Genomic DNA, 14,911 nt, shown 5'->3' with positions numbered 1-14,911 from the left:
TAGTTTATTGGGCTAGTAAATACTGCCATCTGCTAAGAGCATAAAGTGAGCTGAGAGCAAGCAGGGTAGTTTTGGTTCAGTTACTTATTCGCCTCTCCGCTTCGCCATGTCAACTTACTTACGCCTCCTTTCTGGTTTCCTCCTAATGGGCTTCTTGCTGCTAAGCGGCCTGGGAGCGCAAGCACAAGAGGTAGTGCCGGCCGAGTCGTCAGCCGCAACGGTTTCGCAGCAGGCGCAGCGCCAGGCCGAGTTTCTGGCCGATGCCCTGCAGCTGAAGGGGCGCCAGGTACACGCGGTACAAGCCGCGCTGCTGGCTCGCCTCGATGCCAACGACGTGTTGAGCCACTTGCTCTTTGTGTCGGGCACCGCCGCTGCGGCAGCTTATGAAGCGGTTGATTACCGCTACTATGCTGTTGTGGGCAAGGTGCTTACGCCTAGCCAGTTTCATTTGCTGCTGCAGCTCGATGAAAAGGCCGCTGCCAGTGATGCCGCGCTGGCAACCAGCAACCCATAGTCTTTGCCAACTTTCGGAGGCTGTTAACCCGGAATAAGCGGATGAAGCTGCGCAGCTTCGTCCGCTTATTTTTTGGACGCAGCATCGGTAATTAGCCGCTGGTGCTAACGCTTTCTTTTTTCGGGGGCGCAAGTCTGTAAGCAGGCAAGTACGGGCAATCGGTGAGTAGTAGCGAGTAGTCGGGCCAGGCTACTCAGCAATCGGGGTTATGGGGCGTACCAAAGGGGGCGGCGTAGCGTTGTGCGCCTACTGCTGCCGAACTTTACTCTATGACCCAACGCTACCGCTTCTGCTTCGCCCTCGTGGCTCTGCTGGTAGCGGTGTTGGGTTTGGCGACACCCGCCCGGGCCCAGCAGCCCGGCCCGCCGCCAGCCGCGCCGGCCCTAAAGCGGCCCGCCCGGCCGCCGAGCCCGCCCCGCCCAATACCCGGCGCTGTCGCTATCAGCGCCTGGCCATCGGCCGTGATACTACGAGCTTCACGCTGCGCGATACGCTTACTATTGTGCCGGCTTCGGTAACGGCCAATGGCCAGGCGGTCGGCTACGACCCGCGCACCGACCGCTACCAGCTGGTGCGCCCGGCCCCGCGCGATAGCAGTGGCGTGGGCCGGCCCGACTCGGTGCTGCTTTGCTACCGGGTGCTGCCACTGCCGCTGCTGCGGGCCCGCTACCGCCGCCCGCGCCGGCTCATGGACAGCATCGACTTTCGCGACCGGCCCATGCTGGGCGCGCAGGACTTTTCGCAGAAAGAGCAGATACTGAGCACGCCGGGCATTAGCAAAACGGGCAATCTGTCCAGGGGATTTCTTTTGGCAATACCCAGAACGTGTTTGTGAACTCGGCGCTGAACTTACAGCTGGAGGGGCAACTGACCGAGAATATTCATCTCACGGCCGCTATCTCCGACCAGAACGTGCCTTTTCAGCCCGAAGGCAACACCCAGACGCTGCAGCAGTTCGATAAAATCTATATTACCCTTACCGGCCCGCAGTGGAACCTGACGGCCGGCGACGTGGTGCTGCGCAACAAGCCCGATTATTTTTTGCGCTACTATAAAAATATTCAAGGTGCCGCCATTGAGGCCAATCTGGGGCGCCCGGCCCGCAGCCGCTGCAGGCTGGCTCCACCAACAACAGCGTCAGCAACGCGCCGCCCTCGTCCTTTACAACCTACACCAACGGCGTGACCAACAACAGCGCCGCGCCTCAGGGCGCGGTCGGCGCGCCGCTTACGCCGCCCACGGCTGCCGTACCGCCCGGCCAGGTGCTGCCCACAGCCCCGCCGGCCGGGGCTGCCAGCGTGGTTGTGCGCGACAAGCAGGGCCAGATTCGCTCCTCGACGCTGGTAGCGGGCGGGGTGGCCAAGGGCAAGTTTGCCAGCCTCGATGTGAAGCCCCTCGACAACGTTCAGGGCCGTACCGCCTCACCGGCCCCAACGGCGAGCAGTTTATCATTGTGCTGGCTGGCTCGGAGCGCGTGTACCTCGATGGACGGCTGCAGACGCGAGGTTTCGACTTCGACTATGTTATCGACTACAACCTGGCGGAAATTACGTTTTCGCCGCGCCACCTCATCACGGCTAATACGCGCCTGAAAGTCGATTTTGAATACTCCGACCTCAACTATTCGCGCTCCCTCTACACCATCAGCCACTACCAGCAGGTGGGGAAGCTGAATGTGCGCGGCAACTATTACCAGGAGGCCGACAGCCCCGATAACCTGGCCAACCTCACGCTCTCGGCCCAAGACCAGCAGCTGCTGCGCAGTGCCGGCAACGTGTCGACGGTGCAGGCACCAGGGGCCGATTCGGCAGCCTTCAACCACACCCTGGTGCAATACCACCGCGTGGCCCAGGTCGATGCCGGCACGGGGCTGCGAACCTATGCGTTTGTGTATGCCACTGACTCGCTCCGCGGGGTGTACACGGTACGCTTTACGCAAGTAGCGGCCAATGCGGGTGATTATGCGCTGAGTACCACTGACGTAAACGCGAACGGCCGGGTCTATAAGTACGTCGGCACTAACCTGGGCGATTACAAGGCCGTGCGGATTTTGCCCACGCCGCTGCTCAAGCAGATGGTAACTGCCGGGGCTACCTACCAGCTCGACCGGTCGGCCGCGGTGTTTGTAGACCTGGCCAGCTCTCAGCTGCAGCGCAACCGCTTTGCGGTAGGCACTGAAGACAAAGGCGGGGCCATGCGCGTGGGCTATACCGTGCAAGACCGGGCTCTGCCGGCCTGGGTGCCGGCCGCGCTGCAGAAATACCGCCTCCGCTCGGCCCTCGACTACGAGTACACGGCCCCCAAATTTGCGCCCATCGACCGCTACCGCGATATTGAGTTCGACCGCAACTGGAGCGCCCCCAGCACCGCCAACGCCACCACGACCGATGCCCGTGAGGATAATATATTCAACTTTGCCATTGGGCTGAGCCGCGACGCCAACCACGCCGTGAACTACCGTGTGAGCCGCCGCTACCGGCCCGGCGAGGTGAGCGGTGTGCAGCAGTGGGTCGACGTAGCCCAGCAGGTGGGCCGGCTCGAAATGCGCGGCTCCTTGTTCTTACTCAACTCGCAGGCCGGGCGCTACCATTCCGACTGGGCACGGGGCGAGGCCAGCGTGCGCTACGGTGGCGGGCGGCTTATTCCGGGCTACACCTATCGGTTTGATAAAAACAAGGTTATCTCCCCGCGGGCGATACCATTCGCTCGGCTAATTATTTCGACGAGCACACCTTCTTTCTGCAAACCCCCGACACCGGCCGCACCCGCTACAGCCTCAACTACAGCTTTCGGCGCGACCGCACGCCCACCGCCGAGCAGGATAACCTCGCTATTCACAACCAGTCGCAGACGGTGCAGGGCAACCTGACCACCCGCATCAGCAAAACGCAGGACCTGCGTTTTGTTGCTACCTACCGCGACGTGAACCTGGTGAGTACCCCCGACAGCGCCCGCCAGCGTAACATTCTGGGCAAAATAGACCACAACGTCAGCTTTCTGCAAAACCAGATTCGCTCCGAGCTGAGCTACAGCGTGCAAACCGGCCGCGAGCTACGGCGCGACTTTTCGTTTCTGGCCGTGCCGGCCGGGCAGGGCACCCACTACTACGCCGGCGACCTCAACCACAACGGCGTGCAGGATAAGGATGAGTTTCTGGAGGCTCAAACCCCTGATGCCCAGTACCGTACGTACATCAAGGTGTACCTGCCCACCAACGATTACCTCACCGCCTACCAGAACCGCCTCAGCTATCGCCTCACCGTGAACGCGCCCCGCGGCTGGCGCGAGGCCGGCAGCTGGCGCGCCGGGCTGGCCCGGCTCAGCAGCATCAGCAGCGCCACGGTAGACCGCCGCACCACCAGCCCCGACCTGGGCTCGCGCCTCAACCCGTTTAGCTTCAATAAGGAAGATGACAAGCTCTTGGCCTTCAATCAGCTGTTGCGGAATACGCTGTACTTTAATAGGGCAAACCCTATATTCGGGCCGAGCTGACCGTGCAGCAAACCCAGCAAAAAACCCTGCTTACCGAAGGCTTCGACCTGCGCAACCTTACCACTCAAAGCCTGCTGCTGCGCCGCACGCTGGCGCAGTCGTTTACAGGCCGGCTCACCACCGCCCGCGACGTGCGCGAGGCCCAGGCCTCGTACTCGGCGGCGCGCAATTTCCGGCTGCTTATCTACACCGTGCAGCCCGAAATCAGCTACCAGCCCAGCCCCATGCTACGCCTCACCGGTTCACTGCTGCACACCAATAAGCACGATGTACTCGACCACACCGGTCAGGCCGACGTGCCCAACAACACCCAGGGCAGGTTTGATGACCTGGGCCTCGAAACCCGCCTCAGCCAGGTTAGCAAGCGCACGCTTACGGTGGCTACGCACGTCACGCGGGTAGCCTTTACGGGCGATGCCAACGCCCAGAATTCCGTAGTGGGCCTCGAAATATTGCAGGCTCTGCGCCCGGCACCAACTACACCTGGAACCTTAACCTCGAACAGCGCCTGGCTAATGGCCTGAATATCAACGTAGCGTATGATGGCCGCAAGGCCAGCGGCTCCAGCGTAGTGCATACCGGCCGGATGCAGGTGGCGGTGCTGTTTTAGGGTTTAATGACCTGTAAGCCAACGGCCCACAGGTGGTCAAAGTCATGGTTAGTGGTATGCAATTCCACGCCGAAATACAAGGCTGTCGCTGCAATCCACAGGTCATTCTTTCCCATATTTCGGGAGGAGATACCAGCTGGTAACGGCTGTTGCGTCAATTTGCCCTGGCTATAAGCATCCAGGTAAGCGTAGGGCTGAAGCAGTTGGTCCGACACTTCAATAGGGGAAACTGCTGTCGGATTTGTTGCAGAAAGTTTGTCTTTTGCGGGCCCCAAGCTGCCTTTAAGGCAAAAGCTTCTAGTTCACCAGCTACGATAACCGATAGTAAAGTGCGGGCAGGAAGCGTTTCCTCTCGGCGAATATGTTGGATAATCAGATTGGTTGAGGTGGTCGGGTAGGAATGGACACGGAGAAAGTAACTTTCCCCTGTCATGGAAGCAGAAAAATCCGCCGGTAAACGGCAACGAACCAAGTATGATGCAGCGTTTCGGAGCGAGGCGGTCCGCCGCGTGAACCAGGATGGGCAGATGGCGGCGCGGGTCGCCCAGGCGTTAGGCATGAGCGAGGCCGTGTTGGGCAAGTGGGTGCGGGCGGCCCGCGCGCAAGCCGCTCGTTCAGTGGGTAGCGAAGCGCTGGAGCAAGAAAATAAGCAGTTGCGAGCCCAACTGGCGCGCGCCGAAATGGAGCGCGACATTTTAAAAAAAGCGCTGACCATATTTTCGCAACCGACGGGCCGATGAAACGCTTCACCTTCATTGCGTTACATGTCCATTGCTGGTCCGTACGGCAGCAGTGCCAGCTGCTAGGCGTTAGTCCCAGCGGGTACTACGCGTGGTGCAAGCGGGCACCCGCGTCGGCGGCCGGGCAAGCGCTTCCTGCTTGGCAAGTGGCGGCCCAGCGCGTGTTCACCACCCACGCCGGCCGCTATGGCCAGCGCCGATTACGGGCCCAACTGCGGCGAGAAGGCTATGCGGTAGGCCGGCAGCGGCTGCGCGGCTGGCTCAGCGCCAGTGGCTTACGCGCGCTTTGCACCCGCCTCAGTACCCGTCCCCGCGCACCACCCAGGCTGACCCGCAGGCCATTGCCGCTGCTAACAAACTCGCTAGCTGGCCGGCGGCCACGGCCCCCAACCAAATTTGGGTGGGCGATATCACCTACCTGGCCCTGGCCACGGGGCAGTGGGCGTACCTGGCCTGCTGGCGCGATGCCTTTTCCCGGCGCGTGGTGGGCTGGCACGTGAGCGAGTCGCTGCACACGGACTTGATTCTGACCGCTTTCAACCGGGCTGTCGCGGTCTGCCAGCCCCCACCGGGCCTGCTCGTGCACGCCGACCGGGCAGCCAGTACACTAGCGACGCTTTTACCACCTTACTTGACCGGACCCAGGCCATTGCCAGCCTGAGCCGACCCGGCAATCCTTACGACAACGCCCTGGCTGAGAGCGGCTGGAGTACGCTTAAGTAGTCTACCAAAAATAATCCAGTAGTAGCTTAGGGGATGAAATTAGCTTCTATTGCGCTGGACGCTGCGCAAATCGAGCAGTTGGAGCAGGCCGCTGCGCACGGCAAGCATTCCCGAGAGCGGCGGCGGGCACAGGCCGTGCTCAGCCAGCATCGGGGCCTGAGCTTGCAGCAGCTAGCGGCCGCGTACGCCGTTGGCCGGGATACAGTCCGGCTCTGGCTCACCCGTTTTGAGCAGGGAGGCGTAGCCGCCCTGGCCGAGGGCGCCCGGAGTGGGCGTCCGAGCAAACTCGATGCGCCCGCCCAAAAAAAGTAGTCGCCTGGGTGGGTGCCTGCTGCCAACAGCTGCGGCGCCTGGTGCCCCGCTGCCTGCACGAGTTGAGCGTGCGCCTGCACCTGAGCACCTTACGCCGGGTGCTGCACCGCGCGGGCTACAGCTGGAAGCGCACCCGGCGTTCCTTGAAGGCGCAAGTGCCCCCGTCGCCTTCGCCGCTTGCCAGCAGCGCCTGGCGGCCCTGCACCAGGCCGAGCAGCGCGGGGAAGTGGCCGTCTTTTACGCCGATGAGGTGCGGTTCTCCCGCCTGGCCCCCGTGCCCTACGCCTGGCAGCGCAGCGGCCAACCCCCGGTGGAACTACCCGCCGAGCGCGGGCCACCGGCGGCTACTCCGTGCTGGGTTTCTGGCAGCCGGGCGACCCGCAAGGCACGGGGCGGCAGGCCTTTACCGGCTGGCTCTCCCACACGGCCTTCACCGCAGAGGTCTTCGTGGCGGCAGTGAACGAGTGGGTGGCGGACCTGCGGCAGCCTACTGTACTCGTGCTCGACAACGCCTCGATTCACAAGGCCCACCTGGTGCAGCAGCACCAGGCCGACTGGGCCGCCGCCGGGCTAACGCTCTTGTTTCTGCCGCCTTATTCGCCCGAATTGAACCGCATTGAAATCCTGTGGCGCTTCTGCAAGCATTACTGGCTCACGCCCGCCGCTTATCAAACCCCCGAAACGTTGCGGCAAGCTGTCTGCCAACTCATCCTTGATATTGGCACCACTGACTACTGGATTACTTTTGCTTGACTACTTAAAACCGAGCTACTGCCTCGTGGGGCTTGCTTTGCCGACTTGGAAGAAGCTCGCCTGGAACTGGCCGAATATCTCGACCTCTACTACAACACCCAGCGCCTGCACTCGGCCTTGGGCTACTGCACCCCGCTCGAAATCGAACTCCACTATCGCTTTAACCTACCTTAGCTCCCTGTCCATTTGGACCCGACCACCTCAGGTATCAAGAAACATCGCTGTCCTTTTGGCGCTCGTCAGCTAGAAGTTGGTCCATACGCTGATTATCTTCTTGTGTAAAGTGCAGATTAGGAATTGGTAGCGGCCCACGAGCTGCATACTCTTCCGTAAAACGCTGAACGCCATACGCTTTAATATCCTCTGGGCGTAACGCAGTGCGACCCTGCCTTAGCAACTGTTGAAGTGGATTGGCAACAAAGCTCATAGTGCTGACCCAGATAAAATTAATACTACTCAAACGCGGTGCTAGAAATAGAAGTTTACACGGCGGTTGGAGTGCTATAAAGGTATTTGTAAAGCGCAGGACTTTGGCTAAAATTACTATCTGCACTATCTTACCCGTTCGTTTGTCCGCCTTGGATAAGCAAACCAGGACATGATTTCTTTCTACCTCAACGACCAGCCCATCCACACCGCCGAGCCAGCTGCCAGCGCGCTGCTCGACTTTGTGCGCTATCACGAGCACCTGACGGGCACCAAAATCGGCTGCCGCGAGGGCGACTGCGGCGCTTGCACCGTGCTGGTGGGCGAACTGGTCGAAGATGGCCAACGCCTTGCCTACCAGAGCATGACGAGCTGCCTTACGCCGCTCGGCAACGTGCACGGCAAGCACGTCGTCACGGTGGAGGGCATCAACCCGGCCGGCGGGCAGCTCACGCCGGTGCAGCAGGCCATCGTGGACCAAAACGGCGCGCAGTGCGGCTTCTGCACGGTAGGCTTCGTGCTGTCGCTCACTGGCCACAGTCTCAGCGATAAGCCGGCTACCGCGAGCAGCACCCGCGCCGCTATCGACGGCAACATCTGCCGCTGCACGGGCTACAAGAGCCTGGAGCGTGCTGCCGCGCGCCTCACCGCCGAGCTAGCCGGGCGGCCCGCCACGAATAGCATCAAGTGGCTGAGCGAAAAGCAGTTCGTGCCCGTCTACTTTACCGAAATACCCGCCCGCCTGTCCGCCCTGCGCGCCGCTACGGCCCCGGCGGAAGCCCCGGCCGTAGCGGGCAGCAATGGCCATGACGCCGACGGCGCGCACATTTCGACTTCGCCCAACGGCCACGCGCAAAGCCAGAACGGCCAGCATTCAGCCAGTCAGCCAGTCCCCCATCCACTCTTGTCGGGTGGCACCGACCTGCTGGTGCAGCGCCTCGATGAGCTGCGCCAGCAGCCCGTGCGCCTGCTCTTCGACCAAAGCGGCCGGCGCGGCGTGCGCCAGCATGAAGGCCGCGTAGTGCTGGGCGCCGCCACCACGGCCAGCCAGCTACTGGAGTCGGAGGTGATGCGCGGCCTGCTGTCACGTCTGCCCGACTACCTCAAGCTGGTGTCGAGCACGCCCATCCGCAACATGGGCACGGTGGCTGGCAACTTCGTAAATGCTTCGCCCATTGGCGATTTGACCATATTGTTTCTGGCGCTGGGCGCTGAAATTACGCTGGCCGACGCGGCCGGCGCCAGCCGCTCTCTGCCGCTGGCCGGGCTGTATCTCGGATATAAAAAGCTGGCGAAAGCCGCCGATGAGCAGGTGACCGAAATCAGCTTCCCGGCCCGCAGGCCAGCGATTTTTTCAATTTTGAGAAGGTATCCAAGCGTACGCACCTCGACATTGCCAGCGTGAACACCGCCGCCTGGCTGCGGGTCGAAAACAACATAATCACGGCTGCCCGCATCTCGGCCGGTGGGTAGGGCCGGTGCCGCTGCTGCTGGCCCGCACCGGCGACTACCTGCAGGGCCGCGAATTATCGGCCGACACGGTGGCCGGTGCCAATGCGGTGATGCAGGAAGAAATCAGCCCGATTAGCGACGTGCGCGGCACGGCGGCTTATAAGCGCCTGCTGCTGCGGCAGCTGCTGTTTGCGCATTTCCTGCGCTTCGCGCCGGAAATGAGGCTGGCGGAGTTGATTTAGGTCGGTGAATAATAAAGACCGTCATGCTGAGCTTGTCGAAGCATCTCTACCGAACGATACCCTGTCGGCACGGTAGAGATGCTTCGACAAGCTCAGCATGACATACGAGTTAATACAAAGGCTAGCCATGAACCACCTCGACCCTCAGCGCCACGTGCGCGGCGAATCGCAATACCTCGACGATGTGCCCGTGCAGCAGGGCACGCTTTACGCGGCGGTGTATGAGTCGCCGCTCGCCCACGGGGTGCTCAAAAGCCTCGACCTGAGCGTCGCGCAAAATGCGCCCGGCGTGGTGCGTATTCTCACGGCGCAGGATATTCCCGGCCGCAACCAAATCGGGGCATCGTGCCCGATGAGCCGCTGCTGGCCGAGGGCCACGTGCATTTTCGGGGCAGCCGGTGGCGCTGGTGCTGGCCCGCACCGAGGCGCAGGCCCACGCCGCGCTTAAATTCATAAAAGCCGATATTTCGCCGCTGCCCATCGTTACCGACCCGCGCCAGGCCGCCGCGCAGGGCGAATTAATTGTGCCGCCGCGCACGTTTCGCATCGGCGACTCGGCCGGCGCCTTTGCCGGATGTGTGCACGTGTTTGAAGGCGTGGCCGAGAGCGGCGGGCAGGAGCATCTGTACATCGAAACGCAGGGCGCCTACGCCTTCCCAACCGAAATGGGTGGCGTGAAAATTATTTCCTCGACCCAGGGGCCAACGGCCGTGCAGCGCCACTGCGCCGTGGTGCTGGGCGTGGGCATGTACCAGGTAGAAGTGGACGTGACGCGCCTGGGCGGCGGCTTTGGCGGCAAGGAAGACCAGGCCACACCCTGGGGCTGCCTGGCCGCGCTGGGGGCGTTTCTGGTGAAAAAGCCGGTGAAGCTGGTGCTTGACCGCATGGCCGATATGCGCATGACCGGCAAGCGCCATCCGTACTCGTCGGACTTCAAAATCGGTCTGAGCAAGGACCTAAAAATCCTGGCCTACGAGGTGACCTACTACCAGAATGCCGGCGCGGCGGCCGACCTCTCGCCGGCCGTGCTGGAGCGCACGCTCTTTCATACTACCAACGCCTATTTTATGCCCAACGTGACGGCCACTGCCAATTCGTGCCGCACCAATCTGCCGCCTAACACGGCCTTCCGGGGCTTCGGCGGGCCGCAGGGAATGTTCGTTATCGAGTCGGCCATCACTAAAGCGGCCGAGGCGTTGGGCGTGCTGCCCAGCGACATCCAGCGGCGGAATCTGCTTCGCGAGGGTGACTTGTTCCCGTACCGCCAGCCGGCCGAGCTGTGCCACGCCGAGCAGGCCTGGGACACGGCCGCCGAGTTGTTTGACCTGGCAAAGCAGCGGGAGGAAATCGGGGAATTTAATTCAAAAAATACTATATTTAAAAAGGGCCTGGCGGTGATGCCCATCTGCTTCGGCATCTCCTTTACCAAGACGTTTATGAACCAGACGCGGGCGCTGGTGCACATCTACACCGATGGCTCGGTGGGCATCAGTACCGGCGCGGTAGAGATGGGGCAGGGCGTGAACACCAAAATCGCGCAGGTGGCGGCCCGCACGCTGGGCATTTCGATTAACCGAATTAAAATCGAAACCACCAATACTACCCGCGTCGCTAACACCTCGCCCAGCGCCGCCAGCGCCACCGCCGACCTCAACGGCAAGGCCACTGAGCTGGCCTGCCTGGCGCTGCGCGAGCGCCTGCTGCGCCACGCCAGCACCGAGTTTGCGGTCGATTACGAAGGCATTATCATCGAGAACGAGCAGGTGCTGGCCGCCGGTATCCCGGCCGAAACCACTTGGGAAAAGCTGGTGAGCAGCGCCTTAGTGCGCCGCGTATCGCTCACCGAAAACGCCCACTACGCCACGCCCGGCGTGCATTTCGACGCCAGCGTGGAGCAGGGCCACCCGTTTGCCTACCACGTGTACGGCACGGCTCTCACCATCGCCACCGTCGATTGCCTGCGCGGCACTTACACCATTGACAGCATGCAGATTGCCCACGATTTCGGCCAGAGCTTCAGCCCCGCCATCGACCGCGGCCAGATTGAGGGCGGCGTCGTGCAGGGCATCGGCTGGATGACGCTGGAGGAAGTGAGGTACAACGACGAAGGCCGCCTGCTTAGCAACTCGCTGAACAGCTACAAGATACCCGACCTCTACTCGGTGCCCGCCGTGCTCGACGTGCACTTCCTCGACACGCCCGGCCACCCCAATGCCATCCTGCGCTCTAAGGCCGTGGGCGAGCCGCCGCTGATGTACGGCATCGGCGCCTACTTCGCCCTGCGCGACGCGGTGCGGGCCTTTCAGCCGCGCGTGGCCCTGCCGCTGGTGGCCCCCATGACGCCCGAGCGGGTGTTGGGTGGGTTGTACCTGGAAGTTATTATGGAAAAGCAGACAGTAGCAGGCTAAAACTGCACCAACAGGAACGTCATGCTTCGACAACCTCAGCATGACGTTCTTTTTGATTTCTGCTATCTGACTGGCTAATTATGCCTTGCGGCGGCGCCCGGCCAAAATCCGGTAAAACGAGCGGGTTTCGATTTCCTCAATTGTGAGGCCGGTGGGCACGATGTCTTCTTCGGTGAGAGCGCCGCAGTTCAGGGCTTTGAGGAAGAAGTTGAGCAGGCCCTGGCCGGTGGCGGCGTCGTCGAAGATATCGCCGGTGAGGGTGGAGATGGCCGCCCGGTCCACGAAGGTTTTGAGGCGGTGCACCGCGCCTTCGTAGGAGCTGAGGAAGAAATTGTAGGTGGCTGCGTAGCGCATGGGCAGCTGCGCGGGGTTGAGGTCCCAGCCCTGGTAGAGGCCGTTGATGAGCGAGTGCATGGTGTGGTGGTAGGCTTGGCGCCAGCCGCTGTGCACGGCTTCCTGGTTTTCGCGCAGCTGCGCAAACGTCAGGTTATCACCCCGGTGCGGACCGATAGGCATCACGTTGGTAGCGCCGTCGCTAAGGAAGATGCCGGTGCCGCCCAGCGCCACCTTGGTCATGTGGTGGGCAAAGTCGCAGACGGGGTGCGCCATGGTCTGGTACTTGGCCGTGATGCCGGCCGAGGCCGTGTAGTCGTAGGTGCCGAAGTGCGCCGCGATGCAGCGCCCCTCGCTGGCGCGGATGATGCGCATCAGGGGGTTGCGGCCCTCGTCGTCCATCACAATCTGGGTGGCTTCCACCATCGTTTCCATCTTCAAGGTGCCGGGCGCCAGGTGGTTGGCTTTTTCCAGCAGCTCGAAAAAGCGCACCATGGTGGTCATCTGTTCGGGGATGGTGACTTTGGGCAGCATCACCACGAAGTTGTTGGGCAGCTTGCCGCCAGTAGCTTCGAGCAGGGTGGTCAGGAAGATATCCAGGGTGCGCACGCCACGCGCCTTCAGGTCTTCGGTGAAAGGCTTGATGCGGATGCCGATGAAGGGCGAGAGCGTGCCCTGCGCCATGCCTTTGGCTACCTCGTGGGCGGCCTGCACGGCGGTGGCGTCTTCCTCGGCGTCGGGCCGGTTGCCGAAGCCATCCTCAAAATCAATGCGAAAATCTTCGACGGCCTCGGTTTTGAGCTTCTGCACCATCTTGTTGTAGACGGTGTAGGCCAGCCAGGCGGGCTCCTGGCGGCGTTGGTCGGCGGGCAGCTTGTCGAGGTAGTCGGTGAGGTCGTGGATGTCTTTTTCGAGGGTGGGCAGGCGCTCGTGGCCGGCCAGCTGGAGCACGCGAGCCAATTCCACGAAGTTGGGGGCGTAGGTCTGGAGGTTTCGCAGGGCGATTTCGCCCATTCGCACGCAGGTGTCGGCCTTGAAAAGGTTGGCGCCGCCGTACACGGTGTGCACGGGCTGGCGGTCGGGCCGGTCGCCGGGGTAGGTGTGCTGAAAGCGCAGATTGGCCACGCCAAGCTGGTTGAGCAGGGCGGTTTTGTCGGAGTCCGGGAGGCTGAGGTTCATGGGAGGGAATGGATAGGAAATATGGCTCACGAGCCGCGATAGGTGCTGTAGCCGAACGGGTTGAGTAGCAGCGGTACGTGGTAGTGCGACTCATCGGCCACCGTAAAGCAGATTTCTACAAACGGGTAGAAATGAGCTGATTCGTCGCGCCCAAAATAATCCTGCGTGAAAAAACGGAGCTTATACATGCCCGCGCCAACAGCGTGGCGGGGGCAGCAGGTCGGGTATGCGGCCGTCGGCGTTGGTCACGCCGCGGGCTATTTCGCGCCAGCCCTCGCCAGCCGGCTCGTGCAGGGTGATGGTGACGCCGGCTGCCGGCCGGCCTTTGGTTGTGTCAAGTATATGGGTAGTTATCTGGCTCATGCAAGTAGTTTTTCGAGGCGCAGGCGCGTGATTTTGGCCTGCTCGCCCATGGCAACGCGGATTTCCTGGCCAGGCTCGTGCGGCAGCCGGGCTTGCAGCAGCGCCAGCATTTCATCCGCCGACTTGCCCGTGGCGCACACAATGAAGATGTAGCCGAACTTGCGCTCATACGCCTCGTTGCCGGCCGCCAGCGCTTCCAGGGTATCTGGTGAAGCCTGTTTTACAGCGCCTTGCTCGCCAGCCGCCCAGGTGGCGGTACTAGCAAACTTCTCCTTCAGCGCCTTCACGTCGCCAATTTTGGGGTGGTGCGTAAAGGCCTCACGCCAGTCGGCTTCGCTCAAGCTGTACCAAATGCGGTCGGCCGCCTCATAGAGCGCTGGAATTGAGTCGAAAGGGAATTGGGCATTTAGTGTATTTACCCAGGCCGTGGCACCGCAGCAGGTAGTCAGCGCCTCGGCGCGGGCGGTAGGGGCAGAGCGTTGAGGTCGGAAAGGGTCATAAGCAGTAGCGTGGAATCTGCGAGTCCGCGCGTGGAGCGTAATGAAAAGCTGGCGTTCAGGCTGGGCAATGCGCGGACTCGCAGAGTCCACGCTACACCACCGTCGGAAACCGGTTCACGTTCTTATAGTAGATGTACACCGACGGCTCCTTGCCAATCGAGGCGGCCCACTGCTGGCAGAAAGGCGCCATCCAGATAGAATCACCTTTCTGCACCGGGTACCACTGCTGGTCAAGCATGTAGATTGCCTGGCCCTGCAAGTAGAGCAGGCCGTGCTCCATAATGTGCGTCTCTACCATCGGCAGGTTGCCGCCGGGCTGGTAGGTGAAGATGTTGACGGCCATGTCGAAGCCCAACTCATTGGGCAGCAGCTCCTGAATGCGCAGCGCCTCATCGTTCATGTACACGGGGGCCTTGCTGTCGTCTTTTTCGCCCCAGTACACGCCAGGGGTGGCGTGGCCCGCCAGCGGCTCATATACTTTGTGGAAGGTAAGAATCTGGGTGTTAGCCGTCGGGTTTTTGAAGGTATAGCGTTGGCCGATAGGCACGTATACAAACTTGCCCACGGTCAGAATCCGGCTGTCGTCGCCGATGGTGGCCTGCACCTGGCCCTGCACCACGTAGAAAAAAATCTGCGACGCCTGGGTTTCGCCCGTCAGCTGGCCGGCGTCGGTGAGCGTGACGAGCGTCTGGCAGAGGCGCGCGCCCATCTGCTCATTGATGATGACGTTAACGGTGCCGCCCGTCCAGCCGGGCACGTTGCTGTTGATGTAGCCGTCGGGCGCGATGATGGCGTGGTTGCGCCGGGTGACGGAACGGGTGGTAGAGCCTAGCTGCATAAGGTGGGAAAGGGTAAAGTCAAGAA

Annotated in this window: 21 protein-coding genes and 3 pseudogenes; 17 read left to right on the top strand and 7 right to left on the bottom strand. The window is 61.8% G+C overall.

Annotated features, from left to right (window positions below; genetic code table 11):
- The first annotated feature begins 145 nt into the window (after nt 1-145).
- The 11 genes and pseudogenes from GKZ67_RS13895 to GKZ67_RS25230 form a co-directional block, all read left to right on the top strand.
- On the top strand, nt 146-514 hold the full coding sequence (locus tag GKZ67_RS13895; RefSeq protein ID WP_173243337.1) for a hypothetical protein: 369 nt from the start codon (nt 146-148) through the stop codon (nt 512-514).
- A gap of 208 nt (nt 515-722) precedes the next feature.
- Nucleotides 723-1,349 carry a hypothetical protein gene (locus GKZ67_RS13890; protein ID WP_173243334.1) on the top strand — a complete coding sequence of 209 codons (627 nt, stop codon included), beginning with the start codon at nt 723-725 and terminating at the stop codon, nt 1,347-1,349.
- Nucleotides 1,340-1,699: a hypothetical protein gene (locus GKZ67_RS13885; RefSeq protein ID WP_173243331.1), complete on the top strand. Its 360-nt coding sequence runs from the start codon at nt 1,340-1,342 to the stop codon at nt 1,697-1,699. Before GKZ67_RS13890 ends, GKZ67_RS13885 begins: the two co-directional genes overlap by 10 nt.
- 268 nt (nt 1,700-1,967) lie before the next feature.
- Nucleotides 1,968-3,383 (top strand): hypothetical protein, encoded by a 1,416-nt coding sequence (locus tag GKZ67_RS13880; RefSeq protein WP_173243328.1) that lies wholly within the window; start codon nt 1,968-1,970, stop codon nt 3,381-3,383.
- Nucleotides 3,368-4,006, top strand: coding sequence for a hypothetical protein (locus GKZ67_RS13875; protein WP_173243325.1), 639 nt, complete (start codon nt 3,368-3,370; stop codon nt 4,004-4,006). The genes GKZ67_RS13880 and GKZ67_RS13875 overlap by 16 nt, the downstream gene beginning before the upstream one ends.
- 2 nt (nt 4,007-4,008) lie before the next feature.
- Nucleotides 4,009-4,530 carry a hypothetical protein gene (locus GKZ67_RS13870; RefSeq protein WP_173243322.1) on the top strand — a complete coding sequence of 174 codons (522 nt, stop codon included), beginning with the start codon at nt 4,009-4,011 and terminating at the stop codon, nt 4,528-4,530.
- 517 nt (nt 4,531-5,047) lie between these two features.
- Nucleotides 5,048-5,356, top strand: coding sequence for a transposase (locus tag GKZ67_RS13865; RefSeq protein ID WP_173243319.1), 309 nt, complete (start codon nt 5,048-5,050; stop codon nt 5,354-5,356).
- Nucleotides 5,353-5,592, top strand: a pseudogene (locus GKZ67_RS25235) (IS3 family transposase); the annotation flags it as partial. The gene GKZ67_RS13865 and the pseudogene GKZ67_RS25235, both read left to right, overlap by 4 nt.
- 50 nt (nt 5,593-5,642) lie before the next feature.
- Nucleotides 5,643-6,017: a DDE-type integrase/transposase/recombinase gene (locus tag GKZ67_RS13855; protein WP_254244827.1), complete on the top strand. Its 375-nt coding sequence runs from the start codon at nt 5,643-5,645 to the stop codon at nt 6,015-6,017.
- Between the two features lie 95 nt (nt 6,018-6,112).
- Nucleotides 6,113-6,391 carry a helix-turn-helix domain-containing protein gene (locus GKZ67_RS13850; protein ID WP_173243310.1) on the top strand — a complete coding sequence of 93 codons (279 nt, stop codon included), beginning with the start codon at nt 6,113-6,115 and terminating at the stop codon, nt 6,389-6,391.
- A gap of 8 nt (nt 6,392-6,399) precedes the next feature.
- A pseudogene (locus GKZ67_RS25230) lies at nt 6,400-6,504 on the top strand (hypothetical protein); the annotation flags it as partial.
- A gap of 2 nt (nt 6,505-6,506) precedes the next feature.
- Here GKZ67_RS25230 and GKZ67_RS13840 read toward each other — a convergent pair.
- Nucleotides 6,507-6,695, bottom strand: coding sequence for a hypothetical protein (locus GKZ67_RS13840; protein ID WP_173243307.1), 189 nt, complete (start codon nt 6,693-6,695; stop codon nt 6,507-6,509).
- A gap of 47 nt (nt 6,696-6,742) precedes the next feature.
- Between GKZ67_RS13840 and GKZ67_RS13835 the strand changes: the two genes are divergently transcribed.
- Nucleotides 6,743-7,144: a transposase gene (locus GKZ67_RS13835; RefSeq protein WP_173243304.1), complete on the top strand. Its 402-nt coding sequence runs from the start codon at nt 6,743-6,745 to the stop codon at nt 7,142-7,144.
- A gap of 45 nt (nt 7,145-7,189) precedes the next feature.
- Nucleotides 7,190-7,318 carry an integrase core domain-containing protein gene (locus GKZ67_RS13830; RefSeq protein WP_173243301.1) on the top strand — a complete coding sequence of 43 codons (129 nt, stop codon included), beginning with the start codon at nt 7,190-7,192 and terminating at the stop codon, nt 7,316-7,318.
- Between the two features lie 34 nt (nt 7,319-7,352).
- On the opposite strand, the gene GKZ67_RS13825 is transcribed toward GKZ67_RS13830, so the two are convergent.
- Nucleotides 7,353-7,571 carry a hypothetical protein gene (locus GKZ67_RS13825; protein WP_173243298.1) on the bottom strand — a complete coding sequence of 73 codons (219 nt, stop codon included), beginning with the start codon at nt 7,569-7,571 and terminating at the stop codon, nt 7,353-7,355.
- Nucleotides 7,572-7,742: 171 nt separating this feature from the next.
- Between GKZ67_RS13825 and GKZ67_RS13820 the strand changes: the two genes are divergently transcribed.
- The 4 genes and pseudogenes from GKZ67_RS13820 (at nt 7,743) to GKZ67_RS13815 (ending at nt 11,672) form a co-directional block, all read left to right on the top strand.
- Nucleotides 7,743-8,975, top strand: a complete 1,233-nt coding sequence (locus tag GKZ67_RS13820) for an FAD binding domain-containing protein (protein WP_254244826.1) — start codon at nt 7,743-7,745, stop codon at nt 8,973-8,975.
- Nucleotides 8,972-9,264: pseudogene (locus GKZ67_RS23665) on the top strand (hypothetical protein). Before GKZ67_RS13820 ends, GKZ67_RS23665 begins: the two are co-directional and overlap by 4 nt.
- A gap of 127 nt (nt 9,265-9,391) precedes the next feature.
- Nucleotides 9,392-9,712 carry a hypothetical protein gene (locus GKZ67_RS23660; RefSeq protein ID WP_254244825.1) on the top strand — a complete coding sequence of 107 codons (321 nt, stop codon included), beginning with the start codon at nt 9,392-9,394 and terminating at the stop codon, nt 9,710-9,712.
- On the top strand, nt 9,663-11,672 hold the full coding sequence (locus GKZ67_RS13815) for a molybdopterin cofactor-binding domain-containing protein (protein ID WP_254244824.1): 2,010 nt from the start codon (nt 9,663-9,665) through the stop codon (nt 11,670-11,672). Before GKZ67_RS23660 ends, GKZ67_RS13815 begins: the two co-directional genes overlap by 50 nt.
- 78 nt (nt 11,673-11,750) lie before the next feature.
- On the opposite strand, the gene GKZ67_RS13810 is transcribed toward GKZ67_RS13815, so the two are convergent.
- From GKZ67_RS13810 to allE, 5 genes are read right to left on the bottom strand one after another with little or no spacing between them, the layout of a single operon-like run.
- A complete protein-coding gene (locus tag GKZ67_RS13810) occupies nt 11,751-13,184 on the bottom strand; it encodes a DUF6986 family protein (protein WP_173243295.1) in 1,434 nt (477 codons plus the stop codon).
- 26 nt (nt 13,185-13,210) lie between these two features.
- Nucleotides 13,211-13,372 carry a hydroxyisourate hydrolase gene (locus tag GKZ67_RS23655; protein WP_254244823.1) on the bottom strand — a complete coding sequence of 54 codons (162 nt, stop codon included), beginning with the start codon at nt 13,370-13,372 and terminating at the stop codon, nt 13,211-13,213.
- Complete coding sequence (locus GKZ67_RS23650; protein WP_254244822.1) at nt 13,365-13,547, bottom strand: hydroxyisourate hydrolase; 183 nt, start codon at nt 13,545-13,547, stop codon at nt 13,365-13,367. The genes GKZ67_RS23655 and GKZ67_RS23650 overlap by 8 nt, the downstream gene beginning before the upstream one ends.
- Nucleotides 13,544-14,137, bottom strand: coding sequence for a 2-oxo-4-hydroxy-4-carboxy-5-ureidoimidazoline decarboxylase (gene uraD, locus GKZ67_RS13800; RefSeq protein WP_254244821.1), 594 nt, complete (start codon nt 14,135-14,137; stop codon nt 13,544-13,546). The genes GKZ67_RS23650 and uraD overlap by 4 nt, the downstream gene beginning before the upstream one ends.
- Before the next feature lies 1 nt (nt 14,138).
- Nucleotides 14,139-14,885 (bottom strand): (S)-ureidoglycine aminohydrolase, encoded by a 747-nt coding sequence (gene allE, locus GKZ67_RS13795; protein WP_173243292.1) that lies wholly within the window; start codon nt 14,883-14,885, stop codon nt 14,139-14,141.
- Nucleotides 14,886-14,911: the final 26 nt, after the last annotated feature.

This window comes from Hymenobacter sp. BRD67, assembly GCF_013256425.1.
Lineage (GTDB): Bacteria > Bacteroidota > Bacteroidia > Cytophagales > Hymenobacteraceae > Hymenobacter.
This window is presented reverse-complemented; position numbering and strand designations above follow the sequence as displayed.

Bases quoted from the DNA above. Each gene is read 5' to 3' on its own strand.
- GKZ67_RS13895 (WP_173243337.1), top strand. From the start codon at position 146: ATGGGCTTCTTGCTGCTAAGCGGCCTGGGAGCGCAAGCACAAGAGGTA.
- GKZ67_RS13890 (WP_173243334.1), top strand. From the start codon at position 723: ATGGGGCGTACCAAAGGGGGCGGCGTAGCGTTGTGCGCCTACTGCTGC.
- GKZ67_RS13865 (WP_173243319.1), top strand. From the start codon at position 5,048: ATGGAAGCAGAAAAATCCGCCGGTAAACGGCAACGAACCAAGTATGAT.
- GKZ67_RS13850 (WP_173243310.1), top strand. From the start codon at position 6,113: ATGAAATTAGCTTCTATTGCGCTGGACGCTGCGCAAATCGAGCAGTTG.
- GKZ67_RS13825 (WP_173243298.1), bottom strand. From the start codon at position 7,571: ATGAGCTTTGTTGCCAATCCACTTCAACAGTTGCTAAGGCAGGGTCGC.
- GKZ67_RS13820 (WP_254244826.1), top strand. From the start codon at position 7,743: ATGATTTCTTTCTACCTCAACGACCAGCCCATCCACACCGCCGAGCCA.
- GKZ67_RS23660 (WP_254244825.1), top strand. From the start codon at position 9,392: ATGAACCACCTCGACCCTCAGCGCCACGTGCGCGGCGAATCGCAATAC.
- GKZ67_RS13810 (WP_173243295.1), bottom strand. From the start codon at position 13,184: ATGAACCTCAGCCTCCCGGACTCCGACAAAACCGCCCTGCTCAACCAG.
- GKZ67_RS23655 (WP_254244823.1), bottom strand. From the start codon at position 13,372: ATGTATAAGCTCCGTTTTTTCACGCAGGATTATTTTGGGCGCGACGAA.
- GKZ67_RS23650 (WP_254244822.1), bottom strand. From the start codon at position 13,547: ATGAGCCAGATAACTACCCATATACTTGACACAACCAAAGGCCGGCCG.
- allE (WP_173243292.1), bottom strand. From the start codon at position 14,885: ATGCAGCTAGGCTCTACCACCCGTTCCGTCACCCGGCGCAACCACGCC.